The organism is Achromobacter sp. GW823-FHT04E03, assembly GCF_058796095.1.
The window spans coordinates 355,777-373,008 of record NZ_JBXAIJ010000003.1 but is presented as its reverse complement, the minus strand read 5'-3'; the positions used below and the strand labels follow the sequence as shown (position 1 = coordinate 373,008).

The 17,232-nt window shown below is 68.2% G+C and carries 14 protein-coding genes; 5 read left to right on the top strand and 9 right to left on the bottom strand.

Features of this window, described 5'->3' with window-relative positions; translation table 11 throughout:
• Positions 1-18 precede the first annotated feature (18 nt).
• A complete protein-coding gene (locus AC1RHV_RS21350; protein ID WP_054450822.1) occupies positions 19-489 on the top strand; it encodes a cyanophycin metabolism-associated DUF1854 family protein in 471 nt (156 codons plus the stop codon).
• A 3-nt stretch (positions 490-492) separates the two neighbouring features.
• Here the strand turns inward: AC1RHV_RS21350 and AC1RHV_RS21345 are convergent, their stop codons facing one another.
• Positions 493-1,629: a GNAT family N-acetyltransferase gene (locus AC1RHV_RS21345; protein ID WP_492301929.1), complete on the bottom strand. Its 1,137-nt coding sequence runs from the start codon at positions 1,627-1,629 to the stop codon at positions 493-495.
• Between the two features lie 99 nt (positions 1,630-1,728).
• On the opposite strand from AC1RHV_RS21345, the gene AC1RHV_RS21340 reads away from it, so the two are divergent.
• The 4 genes from AC1RHV_RS21340 to AC1RHV_RS21325 all read left to right on the top strand — a co-directional run bounded on the left by AC1RHV_RS21340 (position 1,729) and on the right by AC1RHV_RS21325 (position 5,333).
• On the top strand, positions 1,729-2,550 hold the full coding sequence (locus AC1RHV_RS21340) for a ferritin-like domain-containing protein (RefSeq protein ID WP_492301928.1): 822 nt from the start codon (positions 1,729-1,731) through the stop codon (positions 2,548-2,550).
• A gap of 9 nt (positions 2,551-2,559) precedes the next feature.
• Positions 2,560-3,804: a lytic murein transglycosylase gene (locus AC1RHV_RS21335; protein WP_492301926.1), complete on the top strand. Its 1,245-nt coding sequence runs from the start codon at positions 2,560-2,562 to the stop codon at positions 3,802-3,804.
• Between the two features lie 111 nt (positions 3,805-3,915).
• The gene (locus AC1RHV_RS21330; protein WP_054450829.1) at positions 3,916-4,332 is read left to right on the top strand and encodes a YidB family protein; all 417 of its coding nucleotides are present in this window, start codon (positions 3,916-3,918) and stop codon (positions 4,330-4,332) included.
• Positions 4,333-4,352: 20 nt separating this feature from the next.
• Positions 4,353-5,333: a DUF4434 domain-containing protein gene (locus AC1RHV_RS21325; protein ID WP_054450830.1), complete on the top strand. Its 981-nt coding sequence runs from the start codon at positions 4,353-4,355 to the stop codon at positions 5,331-5,333.
• 30 nt (positions 5,334-5,363) lie between these two features.
• Here AC1RHV_RS21325 and AC1RHV_RS21320 read toward each other — a convergent pair whose 3' ends face one another.
• From AC1RHV_RS21320 to AC1RHV_RS21285, 8 genes are all read right to left on the bottom strand, one after another.
• On the bottom strand, positions 5,364-5,714 hold the full coding sequence (locus tag AC1RHV_RS21320) for a hypothetical protein (protein ID WP_054450831.1): 351 nt from the start codon (positions 5,712-5,714) through the stop codon (positions 5,364-5,366).
• Between the two features lie 135 nt (positions 5,715-5,849).
• On the bottom strand, positions 5,850-8,180 hold the full coding sequence (locus AC1RHV_RS21315) for an NfrA family protein (RefSeq protein ID WP_492301925.1): 2,331 nt from the start codon (positions 8,178-8,180) through the stop codon (positions 5,850-5,852).
• Positions 8,177-9,880: a glycosyl transferase family protein gene (locus AC1RHV_RS21310; RefSeq protein WP_054450835.1), complete on the bottom strand. Its 1,704-nt coding sequence runs from the start codon at positions 9,878-9,880 to the stop codon at positions 8,177-8,179. The genes AC1RHV_RS21315 and AC1RHV_RS21310 overlap by 4 nt, the downstream gene beginning before the upstream one ends.
• Positions 9,881-9,892: 12 nt before the next feature.
• Positions 9,893-12,106: a cellulose biosynthesis cyclic di-GMP-binding regulatory protein BcsB gene (locus AC1RHV_RS21305; protein ID WP_175162863.1), complete on the bottom strand. Its 2,214-nt coding sequence runs from the start codon at positions 12,104-12,106 to the stop codon at positions 9,893-9,895.
• Between the two features lie 31 nt (positions 12,107-12,137).
• Positions 12,138-13,292 (bottom strand): non-hydrolyzing UDP-N-acetylglucosamine 2-epimerase, encoded by a 1,155-nt coding sequence (gene wecB, locus AC1RHV_RS21300; protein WP_119450919.1) that lies wholly within the window; start codon positions 13,290-13,292, stop codon positions 12,138-12,140.
• 146 nt (positions 13,293-13,438) lie between these two features.
• Positions 13,439-14,143 (bottom strand): SDR family NAD(P)-dependent oxidoreductase, encoded by a 705-nt coding sequence (locus tag AC1RHV_RS21295; RefSeq protein WP_054450840.1) that lies wholly within the window; start codon positions 14,141-14,143, stop codon positions 13,439-13,441.
• 30 nt (positions 14,144-14,173) lie between these two features.
• Positions 14,174-15,499: an MFS transporter gene (locus AC1RHV_RS21290; RefSeq protein ID WP_192354531.1), complete on the bottom strand. Its 1,326-nt coding sequence runs from the start codon at positions 15,497-15,499 to the stop codon at positions 14,174-14,176.
• 87 nt (positions 15,500-15,586) lie between these two features.
• The gene (locus AC1RHV_RS21285) at positions 15,587-17,200 is read right to left on the bottom strand and encodes an FAD-dependent monooxygenase (RefSeq protein ID WP_492301922.1); all 1,614 of its coding nucleotides are present in this window, start codon (positions 17,198-17,200) and stop codon (positions 15,587-15,589) included.
• Positions 17,201-17,232 lie beyond the last annotated feature (32 nt).

Genomic DNA, 17,232 nt, shown 5'->3' with positions numbered 1-17,232 from the left:
GGAACCGGAATTATCGTCATGACCTTGCCGTCTTTTCAGCTGCGCCGCAATGCCTTCGGGCGCCTGGAGTTCCAGTCCGCCGATGGCCAGAACCACGAGGGCGTGCTGCCCGTGCGCGCCTTTCCCATCAGCGAACCGGGCCGCGGCCTGTCGCTCGTGACAGTGGACGGGCGCGAACTGCTCTGGATCGAGCACCTGTCCGATGTGCCGGCTCCGCAGCGCGAGTTGATCGAGGAAGAACTGGCAAGCCGGGAATTCATGCCCGAGATCCGCAAGCTGGCCAGCGTCTCCACTTTCGCCACCCCCAGCACCTGGCAGGTCGATACCGACCGCGGCCCCACCTCGTTCACGCTGCGCGGCGAAGAAGACATCCGCCGCCTGAGTCCGCAGACCCTGTTGATCGCCGACAGCCACGGCATCTTCTATCTGGTGCGCGACATCCAGTCGCTGGACAAGCACAGCCGCAAGCTGCTGGACCGCTTCCTCTAGCCCTCAGCCTTCCCGCGGCCGCTTGAACGGGGAGTGCGTTTCCAGTTCTCCCAGATAGTCCGTCACCGCCGCGGTTTCCTCGTCCAGGAAGTTTTGGATCGCGTCCGCGAAGCCGGGGTGCGCGACCCAGTGCGCCGACCAGGTGGGCGTGGGCAGCAGCCCGCGCGCCATCTTGTGTTCGCCTTGCGCGCCGCCCTCGAAGCGCGCGATGCCGTGGGCAATGCAATAGGCGATGGACTGCATGTAGCAGGTCTCGAAGTGCAGCCCCGGCACGTATTCGGTCGCGCCCCAGTAGCGCCCATACAGCGCGTCGCCGCCCGCCAGGTTGAGCGCGGCCGCCACCGGCCGGCCGTCGCGCTCTGCCAGGATCAGCACGAAGGCACCGGCCTGTTCGCGATACGCGCGGCGGAAGAATTCGTGGCTCAGGTAGGGTGGATTGCCATGGCTGAAGTAGGTGCGGCAATAGCATTCGTAGAAGAAGTCCAGCTCGACCGCGCCGATCTCGGCCCCGCGCAGCCAGCGGTACGACAGCCCGGCGGCCGCGACCTTCTTGCGGTCCTGGCGGATCTTCTTGCGCTTGTCGTGGCTCATCGTGGCCAGAAAGGCGTCGAAGTCCGCGTAGCCCGGATTGGTCCAGTGGAACTGCACGCTTTCGCGGATCATGAAGCCGGCCTCGCGCAGCGCGCGCATGTCGGCCTCGGCGGGGAAGAGCAGGTGCAGCGAAGACACCTTGGTCTCTTCGGCGAAGGCGACCAGCCCGCGCACCAGCGTGGCGCGATCCTCATCGTTGCCGGCCAGCAACCTGGGGCCGGTGACCGGCGTGAAGGGAATGGCCGACAGCAACTTGGGGTAGTAGCGCAGCCCGTGGCGCTGGAAGGCGTCGGCCCAGGCGTAGTCGAATACGTACTCGCCGCGCGAATGGGATTTCAGGTAGAGCGGCGCAGCAGCCGCCAGCGCATCGTCGCGCCACAGCGCCAGGTAATGTGGCGCCCATCCGGTCTGGGGCGTGGCGCAGCCGGTCTCGTGCAGCGCGCGCAGGAATGCATGGCGCAGAAAGGGCTGGTCGCCCGCCAGCGCGTCCCATTGCTGGGCGTCGATGCGGGACAGGTCGGTCTCTATGGTCAGGCGCAGGGAATCCATGGGTGAATGATAAAGTCTCCGTGTATGCGCGAGGCCTGCGGCCACGGCGCTTTCAAGGGATTTCGGGCGGGCGCGAGGCCGCCCGGCACAGAGAAGCATATGGATAGCAACACGACGCCCGACGCGGCCGGGCATCGCCAGGATTGCCTGCGTGGGCAGGCGCTGGCGGCCCTGGCCGCCACGGCCTGGCAGGACAAGCTGGCGGCAGTGCGCGCCATGTCGGATGAGACGGTGCTGGACTGCGAGCAGGCCTACACGCCCACGGCGGAACTGCCGGGCCGCCCGGCGCGGCCTGAGCTGGTGGTCCCCGCCCAGGTCAAGCAGCGTTCCATGGCCACCGAGGAAGGGCGCGCGGCGCTGCTGCACGCGCTGGCGCACATCGAATTCAATGCCATCAACCTGGCTCTGGATATCATGTGGCGCTTTGCTGGCATGCCGGCAGCCTTCTACCGCGACTGGCTGCGCGTGGCGCGCGAAGAGGCCTATCACTTCGATCTGCTCAGGCAGCGTCTGGCCGCCATGGGCTACGCCTATGGCGACTTCCCCGCCCACAACGGGCTGTGGGACATGGCGCAGCGCACGCAAGACGATCTGCTGGCCCGCCTGGCGCTGGTGCCGCGCACGCTGGAGGCGCGCGGCCTGGATGCTTCCCCCGCGATCCGTGCCAAGCTGGCGGGAGCGGGCGATGCGGAAAGCGCTGCCATCGTCGACATCATCCTGGCCGACGAGATCGGCCACGTGGCCATCGGTAATTATTGGTACAAGCAGCTGTGCGCGCAGGCAGGCAAGGATCCCGTGTCCTGTTATGCCGAACTGGCGCAGCGCTATGACGCACCCCGGCTGCGCGGTCCCTTCAACCTGGAGGCGCGCCGCGCCGCCGGCTTCGACGACGCCGAGCTTGCCGCGCTGCAGGTCGGCTGACTGGACGACATGAACAACCATAACTTCTTCAAGACGCTGCGGGCCCGCCCGCTGCGCGCGCTGGCCTGCGCCCTGGCCGGCGGCGCCCTCATTTCGCTGGCGCCCGCGGCGTCGGCCGCCGACGCGTTCGCGGCCTGCCTCGCGCAATTGCGCGGCGCGGCGCTCAAGGCCGGCGTGTCCGGCGCCACGTTCGACACCCAGACCGCCGGGCTTGCACCGGACATGACAGTGCTGGATCTGCTGGACGCCCAGCCGGAATTCAAGACGCCTATCTGGGACTACATGGCGGCCCTGGTCGACGACGAGCGCGTGGCCGACGGCCGGGCCGGCATGGCGCGCTGGCAGTCCGACCTGGACCGCGCCGCGTCGCGCTACGGTGTGGACGCAGCCACCATCGCCGCGGTGTGGGGCGTGGAAAGCAACTACGGCCGCACACTGGGCGGCCGGCCCCTGCTGACGTCGCTGTCCACGCTGTCCTGCTTCGGCCGGCGCCAGGCATATTTCCGCGGCGAATTCTTTGCCACGCTGAAGATCATCCAGGACGAGCACATCGCGCCCGAACGCCTGACGGGCTCCTGGGCGGGCGCTTTCGGCCAGACCCAGTTCATGCCCTCGACGTACTTGCGGCTGGCGGTGGACTTCGACGGCGACGGCCGCCGCGACCTGGTCGACAGCGTGCCGGACGCGCTGGCATCGACAGCCAATTTCCTCAAGCGCGCGGGTTGGAACAGCGCGCTGCAATGGGGCTATGAAGTCCGCCTGCCGGCGGGTCTGGACACTTCAGGCGCGGGCCGCAAGAACAAGCGCGCGATGTCGTACTGGGCGGGGCGCGGCGTGACGCGGGCCGACGGCCAGCCGCTGCCCGCGGGCGACACGCCGGCGGGGCTGCTGCTGCCGGCGGGCAGCAAAGGTCCTGCCTTCCTGGTCACGCGCAATTTCGACGCCCTGTATTCCTACAACGCAGCCGAAAGCTACGCGCTGGCCATCGCCCACCTGTCCGACAGGCTGCGCGGCGGCGGCCCGCTGGTGCAAGCCTGGCCAACCGACGATCCAGGCCTGTCGCGGGCGCAGCGGCGGGAATTGCAACGGCTGTTGATTGCTCGCGGCTATGAGATCGGCGAACCCGATGGCATGATCGGCGCCCGCACCCGGCAGGCCCTGCAGACGGTGCAGCGCGAACTGGGCCTGCGGCCGGACGGCCGCGCCGGCCTGAAGTCGCTGCAGGCCTTGCAAGAGGGAAAGGCCGTCAACTGACGGGATGCAATCGACAAGCTTTGTAAAGATGCCGGGTGTCATCCATCGGATGACAGGCGGGGCGGCAGGCATGGGCCTATACTGGATCTCCGTTTTTTCAGGAGCACGATGATGAGCCTATTGGATACCTTGGCCTCGATGGCCGGCGGCGGTCAGCAAGGGGGCTCGGCTTCGCTGCTGCCCGCGTTGATCGAGCAACTGAACAAGTACCCGGGCGGCCTGACCGGCCTGATCGCCAGCTTCCAGAAGGGCGGCTTGAGCGAGATCGTGGCCTCGTGGGTGGGCACCGGCCAGAACATGCCGGTCAGCGCCGATCAGCTCGGTTCCGTGCTGGATCCCGGCGTCGTCAACGAACTGGCCGCCAAGACCGGTCAGGACACGGACTCCGTGCTGGGTTCGCTGTCCTCGCTGCTGCCGCAACTGGTGGACAAGGCCACGCCCAACGGCGAGGTCCAGGGCGAACAGCAATTCAACCCTGCCGACCTGCTGGCGTCCCTGTCGGGCATCTTCGGCAACCGCGCCGGGTAAATCCTATCGCCAGGCAGCCCATGCAGGCGTCTGCGCCTGCTTCCACCGGCCGGCGACGCCTGTTGCAGGGCCTGGGCGTGGCGGCGCTGGCCGCCAGCCTGCCCGCCTGCGCGCCGGCCTGGTCGGTGCAAAGCACCTTCTGGCAGCTTTGGCCCAGCCACCTGGAATTGAGCCCGCAGGCGTGGCGCGAACGCATCGCCGCCATGCACGCGTTGGGATTCCGCGAGATCATCATTCAGTGGGTGGGCGCCAGCGGCGGGGCGCAGCCCTGGCAACTGCCCGCGTCCACGCTGGCGCTGATCTTCGACGAGGCCGAGCGCCTGGGCATGGGGCTGCAGTTGGGCCTGCCCTACGACGAGCGCTGGTGGCGACAGTTGGGCAATCCGGATGACGCCGCGCTGGCCGCATTCCTGCAGGCCACGCAGGCGCAGGCGCTGGCTTATGCGCAAGCGTCGAACGCAACCCGGCTTGCCGCTTTCCGCGGCTGGTACATCCCTTACGAGATCGAGCAGCACAGCTGGGCCGCGCCCGGCCGCCAGGCGCTGCTGGCGCAATGGCTGCGCGAGCTGTCCGATCCGCTCGTGCAACAGACGGGACGCGTGCCCGCCATCTCCACGTATCACAGCAAATTGCCGGGAGCGCTGAGCCTGGCCGACCTGTGGAACGGATTGTTGGATGTGGTCAGGCTGAGGCCCATGCTCCAGGACGGAGTGGGCGTGTCCGGCATGGCGGCGTATGAGGCGTTGGAGCCCTTGCATCGCATGCTGCTGGCGCGTCGTGCGCCGTTCGACCTGATCGTCGAACTATTCGAGGAACTGCCGTCCGAACGCCAGGACGGTACCACCTTCAATGCCCGCTCCGCCGACGCGGCGCGCGTGCGCCGGCAGTTGCGCATCGCGCGGCGCTACCGCGCGCAACGCGTGGTCGCCTTTGCGGCTGATCCCTGGCTGATCGGGCCTACGCCCGAGGCCGAGCGCCTGAAGCGGGAATGGCCGCTCTAGGCGGCCGATCAGCGGTCTGACGCGGAATGGCTAGCGCGGTTGCGCCGCGGCCATGGCCTTGAGCTGCGCGCAGGTCTTTTCCTTGTCGGCCGCGCTCAACGTGCCCAGTTGCACCTTGGCTTGGCTGTAGGACTTCGAAAAAGCGGCGTCGAAGTCCGCCGCCGACATGCCCTGGGCGCTGGTCGCAGTCTTCTGTTGTTGCTTCATCTGCTCGAGCTGCGCTGCCGTGTAGGCGCCGCAGTACTCGGCGGCGGCATGCATCTGGCCACTCACGGCCGCCAGGTTGGGCATCTGGCCCTGCATGGTCTGCTGGGCAAGGGCGGCGCCGCTGGCCAGGGTCAGGGCGGCGGCGGCCAGGGCGATACGGGCTTGTTTGAACATCGGCAATTCAATCTCCAACGCGGTGAGGGATGAGGTTTGCACGCCTGGCGATCGCTCAGCCTGCGTGGCGCGGAGCACTATGCCCGATTCATTGTTATAGGCTTATGAACCGATGTAATCGTGTGTATCAGCGGCTCAGTACGACAGCGTCATGTTCATGAACCAACCCTTGGCGCGGTCGCTCTCGCCCCCGCCCAGGCTTGTACGGTACTGGACGCCGAAGTCCAGGTAAGAGCGCGGCGCGTTGTAGTGGTCTTCGCGGAACCAGTAGCGCACGTTGAAGCCCGGCCCCACGCCCAGCGACCAAGAAGTGCCGTGGTCGGACAGGACCACCGACTGGCTGCCGTAGCCGGGCAGGTCGTCCAGCTTGGCCACGCTCTTCTGCCACAGCCAGTCCGCGCCGACCACCGCGTACGGAAACAGCACCAGCTTGTCGCTGATGCTGGTGGCGCGGAAGCTGCGGCCCACGCGCAGTTCGCCGGACAGGAAGGCCTGGTCGCGCTTGAGGCGGCCCGAGGAACTGCCCAGATCCTGCTGACGCTGGCCCTTGGAATCCACCGAATAGGCGGTATAGCGGGCGCTGTTGTCGTCCCAGGCGTAGCCGGCCTGCGCATAGCCTTCGATCGTGAGCCAGCTGGGTACGTCCACGCGCAATTCGCGGCCTTGGTAATAGCCGTAGGTGACGTAGGACATCCAGCCCCCGGCATTGCCGTTGAGTTTGTAGCGCGCCACGGCGCTCTGGTCCTGCAGATTGGGATAGGCGTTGTGGAAGGCCTGCTGCGCCGCGCACTGCACCGCGCTGGATTCGGGGTAGGCATAGCCCTGGCGGGTGGCGGATCCCAGAAAGAAGCGGCGTTCGATGCCGAAAGTTATGCCGGTATCGGCCAGCAGATAACGCAGGCCCAGCGCGCCGATGGTGCTGGGGATGCCGGATGAGGTGCTGTTGTTGCGAAAGCGTTCTTCGTTAGAGCGTTCGTCCGGGGTGCTTTCCCCGGTGCAAGGGTCGACATTCCTGCGCGACTCGTAGGTGCTGCCGCTGTCGTACAGCGTGTTGGAGCTGCGCGCGTACGCCTCGAGCATGCCCCAGCGGTTGTTCAGTTGCGGCGGACGCCAGAAGATTTCCGCGGTGCTGAAGATCACGTCGCCAGGGGTGTTGATGGCGGCCCCGCCCAGGCTGGAGCTGGCCGGCCGTGCGCCGCGATAGGATGCGGAGAACGAGCCGCCCCATTCGCGCGACAGGGCGGCGACGCCGCTGCGCGTGTTGTAGCGCTCCAGCGGCGTGAGGCCCAACTGGCCGGCATCGTCCATGTCGATGGCTTGCTTGAGCGAGTCGGTGGCGGCGCGGTTGTCGCCCATTGCCGACTGCGCATAGGCCTGGTCCAGGATCAGGCGCGGCGGCGCCTGGCCGGTGGCGCGCGCGGCCGCGAAGTCGGACGCCGCGCCCGCGGGCTGGCCCAGGCGCTGGCGCGCATAGCCGCGCTGCGCAAGCAGCTGGGCCGAGTCCGGCTGGCGGGCGATGGCGTCGCTCAGCCGGGCTTCCGCCTCGGCGGCTTGCGCCTTGTTGCCCGCGGCCAGCGCGGTCGTCAGCAGCTGGGCATAGCTCTCATTGTCCGGCGCTTGCGCCACGGCCTGGCGGGCCAGCGTGATGGCTTCCTGGTAGGCGCTCTTGTCGTAGGCGGCATAGGCGCCCGTGGCGGCCTCGCTACCCGGAGCCGGCGCCGCGGGCGCCTGGCTTGCGGCGATCTGCTTCTGATAGGCCTGCTGCCTCGCCTGCAGCGCCGCCTTGTTGGGCGCGCCCAGCGCCAGCGCCGTGTCGACGGCCTGGCTGGCGGCTTCGTAGCGCTGTTGCGCGCCCAGCGATTCCACCCACAGCAAGGCCCATTCGCCTTGCCTGGGCACGGCGCGGAAGGCGCGTTCGGCGCCTGCGGCGGACGCGGCGTAATCCTGGCGTCCATAGTCCGCATAGGCGCGCGCCGCCACGGGATAGGCGCGCTGGTACGGGGTTTGCGGCGCGGGCTTGCGGACAGGGGCGGGCGTCTGCACGGGCGTCTGCCCGGAAGCTTGCGCAGGCGTTTGCGCCGCGGGCTGTGTGGGCGTGGCGGCCACGGCAGGCGGGCGCTGCAGGTTGGCCTTGGCCTGCCGCAGTTCCGGGGTGCCCAGGCCGTCGGCGATCGCCGCGTCGGCCGCACGGGCGGCCTCCTGCCGTTTACCTTGCTTTTCCAAGGCATAGACCAGCAACAGGCGCAGGCGAGCCACGTCGGGCCGCAGGCGGATGGCGTTCTCCGCCATGATCTGGGCGGTTTCGTAATGGCCGGCGTCGTACTGCTTGTAGGCCTGGTCGGCCAGTTGGTAGGCGTCGCCTTCCAGCGGACGTTCGGCTGCGGCGGCAGGTTGCGCGGCCGCTACAGGGACTGCGGCCACGCACAGCAGGGCGCTGAAAGCCAGCGTACGGGAAAGGACGGTCATGGAGGAGTGGGCCTGTGCGATAGCGGGTCCGCGGGGTGTTCGGTTTGCGTCGGGGCGCCTTGCTGGAATGACAGCGCTTCGTGCAGCGTCTTTTCGTCGAGCCAGCCCCGCTCCATCAGGATTTCGCCCAGCGGCCGCTTCTCGCGCGCCTGGATCTCCAGCGCCTGCTCCAGCATCTGATGATCGATGGCCTGCCAGGACAGCAGCAGGTCGCCCAGGCGCTGGCGCTGCTGCGCCAACTGGTCGGTGGAGGGGAAGTCATGCATGGTCTTGTCCCAGGCCAGCCGCTTGCCCGTGATCAGGTGGCCGATGAACAGGCGCCAGGCCCGCGCCGCCGCCATGGCGTTGATGAAGTTGCCGACGATCATGCGCGGCATGGACAGCAGGGCGTGCTCCCAGCCGTACATGCGGCCGACGAAGTACGCGCGCTGCACCACGCGCAGCAGCAGGGCCCCCGCGTTCAGCCACATCAGCGTCACCAGCCAGCCGCCGGGGCGGAAGTAGGAAGGGTAATAAACCTTCCACCAGCCAAAGCGGTCGGCCAGATAGAAGAGAAAGAAGTTGGCCAGCAGCAGATAGGCCAGTATTGCGATGAACGACGTGAACAGTCCCTTGCGGTCGCGGAACAGCAGATACTTGGTGGCCAGCGAGCCGGTCCATCCCACCTGCTGCCAGCCTTGCAGGCCGATGCCCAGCGTCCAGCGCGCCTTTTGCCGGTAGGCGGTGCGGAAGGTGTTGGGGAAGTACTCGCGCACGCCCAGCGGCATCCTGATGGCGGAGATCTTCTCCCGCCCCAGGCCGAACCATGAGCGGCGGCGCGTCACGTACTCGACCTCGAATTTGCCGAAGATCTGGCGCATGCCGCGCTGGGCCAGGCGCGCGCCGATGTCGTAGTCCTCGGTCAGCGTGTCGGTATTGAAGGGCTGGTTGTTGGTCTCTGCCGCCAGCACCTCCAGCGCGTGGCGCGAGAAGCAGGTGCCGACGCCGGCGGACGGCACCATCTTGGACAGGCTTTCACGCACCACCAGGTCCTTGGTGTGCCATTCGGCGAACTCGTCCATGTAGGTGCCGGCGACCAGCTCGTGCCACTCCCGTTCCAGCGACGTGACTGGCAACTGGATGAAATCGATGCGCGGCAGCAGATAGTTGTAGTACTTGAGTTCCAGCGGGTGCAGCACGTCTTCGCTGTCGTGCAGGATCACGCCGGCGAAGGGCTCGGGCTGCATGGCGTTCTGCGCGAAGATGGCCTGCACGATCCAGTTCAGGCAGTCGGCCTTGCAGGTCGGCCCGTCGTGCGGCACTTCCACCCGTATCAGTTGGCGGTAGCGCCGCCGCATGCGTTCCACTTCCTTGATGGTGCGCTCGTCGTTCTGGTACGTGCCCGCGAAGATCATGTAGTTCTTGTATTCCAGCGTCGACACCATGTTCTCCAGCATGGGCGCGATCACGTCGTACTCCAGCCAGGCCGGCACCATGATCGCCAGCGGCTGTTCCCGCTTGGCGCGCAACTGCTCGGCGGTCAGCGGCGCATACTGGCGCTTGACCGTCAGCCCGCGGCGCAGTTCGCGCAGCCAGAACCAGCCGTCGATGAACAGGTCGTCCAGGCTGGACAGCAGGATGATGACGCCGACTACCGCCGTCACGATCTCCAGGCCGCGGTAGTAGTCGGCGATGAGGTAGGGCCAGTAAAGCGAGGACATGGCGCCTCCGGGTTACTTGCTGTCCTTGTTCTTCCTGCGGGTGACGCGCAATGCGGCGATCAGGATCAGGAGCAGGACCAGCAGGCCCACGCTCAGCGCCGGGACGCTCCACGACAGGTAGTTGCGCCATTCGAAGAAGGCGCTTGCGCCCGCCCCCGGCGGCTGGCCCGCCGCGGGATTGGCGCTGTCGATCCAGGCCAGCGGCCCTGCCGCGCCGATGATGGCGATGTTGCCGCGGTTCAGCACGAAGGGCGCCTGCGGCATGACCGGGCGCTGGCCCAGCGTGTGCCACAGCAGGCCGTCCTGGCCGCCGGCGCGCACCACTTCGGCCGTGCTCAGGTTGTCCAGGCCGGAAACGTCGAGCCAGGGCGCGCTCTTGCCGTCCACCGTCAGCTGCTTGCGGTCCGTGACCTTGACCATGGGCTTGGCGCCGTCGACCGCGACTTCCATCGCCACGAAGGGGCCGCCGGGCTTGGCCGCCTGGCCCGCCGGCGTGAGCGACAGCGCCGCGCGCGTGGCGGACAGGCCGCTGGCCGTGGCGATGCCGATGACGCGTTGCAGGCTGGCCGGCGCGTCGGCCAGATAGCCGTCGGGGATCAGCAACTGGGGGCTGCCGGCCAACAGCGGCAGCAGCCCCACGAAGGTGCCGTCCGGCTGCGCGCGGCCCGGCTTCACATAGCTGGTGGGCAGCACGTTGACGGGGTAGCCTTGCGGGATTTCATTGCAATCCACCGATACCGGCTGGCGCTGGAACGTGACGCGCACCGCGTTGGTAAGGCCCAGGGCGTAGCCGGGCACGCGCGCCGTCAGGCGTTCGGGATGGCCGTCGGCGTCCATCTGCTTGGCGGCCAGCAGGATGCCATTCCAGAACACCGAGGCGACCGGCCGGGTGGCGGACGCGCCCGGCGCGGCGGCCAGGTCCATGACCAGTTCGTCCGGCATGCTGCCGTCCGCCGACACCGCGGCCAGCGCGAACGTGGCGTTCCAGTCGCCGCGCGCGACCACGTCGAAGCTGGCGGACGATCCGCCCAACGCGGTCAGGCGCATGCCATCTTCGCCCGAAGCCTGCGGCGGCTCCGCCGTCTTGACCTGCGCCTGGCGCGTGACCAGGATGCGGCGCCAAGCCGTGTCGAAGGCACCCGCGCCTTGCGCGCCGGCGTCGGCTGCCACGGCGATGACCGCCTGCCGGCCCAGCGGCGCCAGGCGGATCTCCTTGGAGGGCAGGTCCTGGCCGGCCAGGGGCATGCGCCGCTGGCGCCAGGCCTGGAAGGCCTCGGCGGCGTCGCCGTCCTGCGCCAATTGCGCCTGCAAGGCGTCCAGCGCCTCGTTGTAGCGGGCGCGCAGCGCGGCATCGGCGATCACCACGTCGCCGCTGACGGCGGGGGCGCCCATGACCAGCAGCGCGCCGATCTCCGCGGCGTTGGCCAGCTTGTGCTTGTCCTTGCCCGCCAGGGCTGCGAACGCCTGCACTTGCCCCAGTCCGTTCGGGGCCTGCAGGCCGCGGGTGTCGATCTCGTCGCCCACCGCCGGGAAGGCGCGGACTGCGACCCGCTTGCCGCTGCGCTCCATCGCCACGCCCATGCGCCAGGCGCTGTCGAAAGCCTGCTGGTCGAGCTTGGCGCCCGCCACCATCAGCACGGGCTTGCCGGGCAGGGTGCTCCAGGCTTCGTCCAGGCTGCCGATGGCCGAGGCGTCGTAGCGGTAGCTCAGGCGCGTGCGCGGCGACACCATCAAGGCGTTGGCGGTGGCGCGGTTGCTTTCGCACTGGCGCTGCGCGATCTCCGATTGCCAGTCCACCGCCAGGCGCACGAAGCCGGTGTCGCGCACGCGTTGCTCCACGTTCAGCTTGCGCGTGGCCGACCCCTCGCCGTCGGCGATGCGCTGCGCCGTCTGCGGCACGCCGTCCACCCATAACACCATGCTGGCGCGGCCCGGTTCGCCCTTGATGTAGCGCGCGTCGAAATCGAGCGTGGCGTCGGCTATCGCCACGCCGCGGGGTACCGGCAGGTAGAACTCCTGGCGCGCATCGCTGTTGCTCAGCACCACCGGTTCGCGGATGCCCAGGTCTTCCAGGCTGGTGTCGCGCGTGACCCAGTCGTCGCCCAGCAAGCGCCGCAAGGCGTCGCCCGCGGGACTGGCCATCGCTCCCAAGGGGAGCAGCAACCCGGCGGCGATCAGCGCGCGGCAGAGGGTGCGGGCGGCGGGGGAATGCGGGGCATGGGGCATGAGGGCTCCGGTGGTGAGGGGCATGGGGCGGCTAACGGGCCGCGGCCGGTGCTTGAGGCGCAAACTCGGATACGGCGCGGCCGCAAAGCGCATCGACGATGCGCTGGCTGGCGAGGCCGTCGCCATAGGGATTGATGCGGCGCGAGAACGAAGCGTGCAGTTCCGGGTTGTCGAGCAAGCGGTTCACTTCGGCCAGGATGCGCTGCGTATCGGTGCCGACCAGCGTCACGGTGCCGGCCTGCACGGCTTCCGGGCGTTCGGTGACGTCGCGCATCACCAATACCGGCTTGCCGAGGTAGGGCGCTTCTTCCTGCACCCCGCCCGAGTCGGTCAGGATCAGGTAGGCGCGCTGCATGAACCAGACGAAGTCCAGGTAATCCAGCGGGGCGATCAGATGCACGCGCGACAGGCCGTCCAGTTGAGCCATCACCACGTTGCGCACCTGCGGATTCAGGTGCACGGGGTAGACGATCTGCAGGTCTTCGCGCCGCGCCAGTTCGGCCAGGGCGGCGCAGATGTTCCGGAAGCCCTCGCCGAAGCTTTCGCGCCGGTGTCCGGTCACCAGCAGCAGGCGGCGCTGCGGATCCAGCCAGCCGTAGCGTGCCGCCAATTGCTGCGCCAGCGCACCTTCGGGCGCGAGCTTGGCGCAGGTCATGGCCAGCGCGTCGATCACGGTATTGCCTGTGACCGTGATGCGGCCCGAGAGGTTTTCGCGCAACAGGTTGGCGCGCGATTGCGCCGTCGGCGCGAACAGCCAGTCGCCCACCGCGTCGACCACGCGGCGGTTCATTTCCTCGGGGAAGGGCTTGGCCAGATCGCCGGTGCGCAGGCCGGCTTCGACGTGGCCGATGCGCGCGCGGCGGTGGAAAGACGCCAGCGCGCAGGCCGATGCGGTGCTGGTGTCGCCGTGGACCAGCACGCAATCGGGCTGCTCCGCCTCCAGCACGCTGTCCACCCGGCTGATCAGCCGCGCGTACAGGCCGTTGAGCGTCTGGTTGGGCACCATGATGTCCAGGTCGTGCTGCGCCCGCAGGTCGAACAGGGCCATCACCTGATCCAGCATCTCGCGATGCTGGCCCGTCACGCAGACGACGCTCTGGATCCTGGGTTCGCCTTGCAGCGCGGACACCAGGGGCGCCATCTTGATCGCTTCGGGACGGGTCCCGAATATGGAAAGGACTTTCATCGCAAGAGCGGGCCCCCTACGCCGGTGGCATTTTCTTGCGTAGATTATGGATTGAAAGTAATCGTAATATGTGACGGTTTATTTCAATAAAAGGGGATTGCCGGAAAATTTGGGGACAAACTGTTGCTTTCGCGCGATACCCCGAACTATTTACCCAGCGTCATGCCGCCGTCGATGGTGACGACCGAACCCGTCATGAACAGGAACGGCGGCCTGGTCAACGCGATGATCGACGCCGCGATTTCCTGGGTAGTCGCCAGGCGGTTCATCGGATGCATGGCCGCAAGCCGCGCTTCGTCCAGTTCGCCCGCGTCGATGGAATGCTGGATCAAGGGCGTCTTGACGTAGCCCGGCGCCACCGCGATGACCCGGATGCCGTCCTCGGCCCATTCATTGGCCAGCGACCGCGTCAGCGTCGCCACGCCGGCCTTCGATACGGCGTAGTGGGCGCGGCCCTTCATCATGACCATGCCGGCCACCGACGCGATGTTGACGATGACGCCGCCGCGGGCGCGCAGCGCCGGATACAGGGCATGCGCGCAATGGAAGGTGCCGTTGAGGTTCACCGCCAGGACCTGGGCCCATTCCGCGGGGTCCTTTTCCGCGACCGGGGCACGGCTGCCGGCGATGCCGGCGGCGTTGATCAGCAGGTCTACGCCGTCCAGCTGTGCCGCCGCGCGGGCTACGCTGGCGTAGTCCGAAACGTCGACGGCCACGGCGTCATCCGCGGCGCTCCGGTCCCACACCACGACCTGCCAGCCTTCGGCGCGCAGCTGCCGCGCGCATTCCTGGCCGATCCCGCTTGCGCCGCCGGTGATGACGGCGGTCCTTGCTTGAGTGTTCGTGCTCATGTCTGACTCGCTATGTAGGTTGTGTCGATTTCAGGTGCCGGAGGCCGCTGCTTGCGCGGCCGGCGCCGCGCGCCGGTTGCGCACGCACAGGATCGCCAGGCCCGCGCTCGCCAGCGTCGCCAGGGCGAACACCTGGGCCGCGAGTTCCCATTCGCCGCCGCTGGCCTGCATGACCGCGCCGGTCAGGGTCGGGCCGAAGAAGCCACCCAGCGAGCCGATGGTCGTAACCAGCGCCAGGGGGCCGGCGCTCGCGCCGATGTAGTTCTGCACCGCGGCATTGAGCGGACCGTAGTACGCGATGGTGTAGCCGGTGATGATGGACACCACGGCCAGGAATGCCGCCAGGGACACCGTCGCCGCGCCGTGCAGCATCAGGAAGCCGCCCGCGCCCGCCAGGCAGACGACCGCCAGGTGCCAGCGGATGTCGCCGGTGCGTTCGCTGCTGCGTCCGACCACGTAGCTGAACACCAGCGCCACGACGTTGGGAATCATCAGCAGCGCGCCGATTTCCAGCGGCGTGATGCCGTACAGCTGCTTGAGTATGGTCGGAAGAAAGTACGCCAGGGCAAAGGTCGCGGCATACGCGGCCAGCAAGATCAACAGCAGGCCCCACAGCATGGGCTGGCGGAAGACGGCGAATCCGTGCGTCCAGGAAGCGGAGGGGAAGGCCGTGCGGGCCGGAGCCTCGTGTTCCATGACGGCGCGCAAGCCCTGGCGCTGGCCGTCGCTGAGCCAGCGGGCCTCCTGCGGCGTGCCGGGCAGGTAGCGCAGGATCAGCAAGCCCAGCAGCATGGTGGGCAGGCCTTCGATGAGGAACAGCCAGCGCCAGCCCGGCATGCCGGCGTCGATCTTCAGCAGCGCGCCCGCCAGTGGCCCGCCGAAGATCATGGCCAGCGGCAGCGCCATGATGAAGATCGAATTGATGCGGCTGCGGTAGCGCGGCGGAATCCAGGATGCGATGTAGAAGTTGACGGCGGGAATGAAACCGCCTTCCGTCACGCCCAGCAGGAAGCGCAGCGCGTAGAACGATTTTTCACCGTGCAGCGCGGCCATCAGGCAGGAGACCAGGCCCCAGGCCAGGAACATGCAGGCCAGCCAGCGCCTGACGCCGAAGCGTTGCAGCGCCAGGTTGGCGGGCACGCATACGCTGGCATAGCCGATGAAAAAGAGGCCCGCGCCGAACCCGTAGGCCGCCAGGGAGATGCCCAGGTCCGCGCCCATCTGCAGCTGCGCATAGCTGATGTTGGTGCGGTCCAGGAAGTTGAGCAGATATCCTGCGAACAGCAAGGGCAGGACGCGATTGCGAAAGCCGGCGACAGCCTGTTCGGCATGCGCCAGATCTTCATTGCGGATCATGGTAGGTCTCCTGTCGTCCGCCTTGGTGGCGGATCTCTCTAGGCTGGGATGGCGGCGGCGCGGGGCAGCACTGCGCCGGCTGTGGTTTCAGTTGCGCCCTGTCACCCGGGCGTACAGGTCGGTATCCGGCCACGCGGCGCCGCGCCAGGCGACGTGCTGGTCGGGCCGGATCAGGGTGAGCGGGGCGGGGTAGAGGTTGGCCACGCCGCCTTCGTCCGGACGGATCAGCGTCAAGGGCACGCCCGCAGCCTGCGCTGCGGATACGGCGGCATCGACGTCGCGGGCGGCCGCCGTGGGCAAGGCCAGCAGGGTAAAACCCGGGCCGAAATGGTCGTACAGCGAGCTGCCGTCATGCAGCCAGGCATGCGGCGCCAGGGCGCCGGGACGGGACGAGGGCGTGTAGTTGATGAAGTCCCGGGCCGGCTCGGGGCTGCCGTCGGGCACGATGACGGGAGAGTCCGCGTACTGGTAGCCCAGCACCACGCCCAGGGTGGAGAACTCGCGCATCTTCGCCGCGCGGATGCGCGCGCCGGCTTCCTGGCGCGCCCGCTCGCCTGCGGCGCCAGCGTCTTCAAGATGGTCCGCCAGCAAATGATTGCCGAGGATCGAATGGTTGTGTTCGGCTTCGTCGAGCACCCATTGGTGCACGGGCCGGCGTTCCCGTTGATAGCTGTCGATGAGGGCGGGGCCGCCCCAGCCTTGCAGCGCCGCGGCCAGCTTCCAGCCCAGGTCCACGCTGTCGGCCACCCCCATGTTCATGCCATAGCCGCCGAAGGGCGGATGCAGATGGCAGGCATCGCCCACCAGGAAGACGCGCCCTTGGCGGTAGCGGTCGCCCAGCAGCTTGCTGGCGGTCCACTCGTCGCTGCTGAGCACCTCGTATGGCAGGTCGATGCCGGTGGCGCGGGCGATCATGGCGCGCGCGTCGATGTCGCTGGCGCGTTGCTGCGGGTCCACGTGAGTGGGCATGAAGAACCAGGTGTCGCCGCTGTCCATCGGACCGATCAGGCTGGGCGCGTCGCCGTTGATCTGCCAGTACATGATGGCGGGGCCGTGCCGATGGGCCTGGGCCAGTCCGGGGGCGCGGAACACGATGTTGTAGTTGCGGGACAGCCCGTAGCTGCCTTCCATGCGCGTGCCGATCAGGTCCCGCACCAGGCTGCGGGCGCCGTCGGCGCCCACCAGGTAATCCACTTCCAGTTCGATGTCCCGGCCTTGCGCCAGATCGCGCAAGCGCGCGTGCACTCCGCCGGCATCCTGCGTCAGGTCCAGCAGCTCGGAGCGGAACCGTATCTCCACGTCGGGTAGCGAGGAGGCATGCGAACGCAAGACCTCTTCCACGGTGTACTGGGGTATCCACTGCGCGTGTTCCGAGTACAGCGGATTGCGGCCGGGGGCGCAGTACATGGCGTTCTCGTGCCGCCCGAGTTCGACGCCGGCCAGGCGGGTGCAGAACACGACGTTGGAGGGGTAGTACGCGCCCAGCGGCGACGCCGCGCGCAATCGGTCGGCGATGCCCCAGCGGCGCAGGTGTTCGCGCGTGCGCACATTGGTCGTCTTGGCGCGCGGCGCGTATCCCACGCGGTCGTTGCGCTCGATGAGCAGGCACGGAATCCTTCTGTGCCCCAGTTCGATCGCCAGACTCAGTCCGGCCGGTCCGGCGCCCACGATCAGCACGCGGGGCGAGGCTCGCTTCTCCACCTTCGGTCTCCTCGGTTGCCTGCTCACCTGCA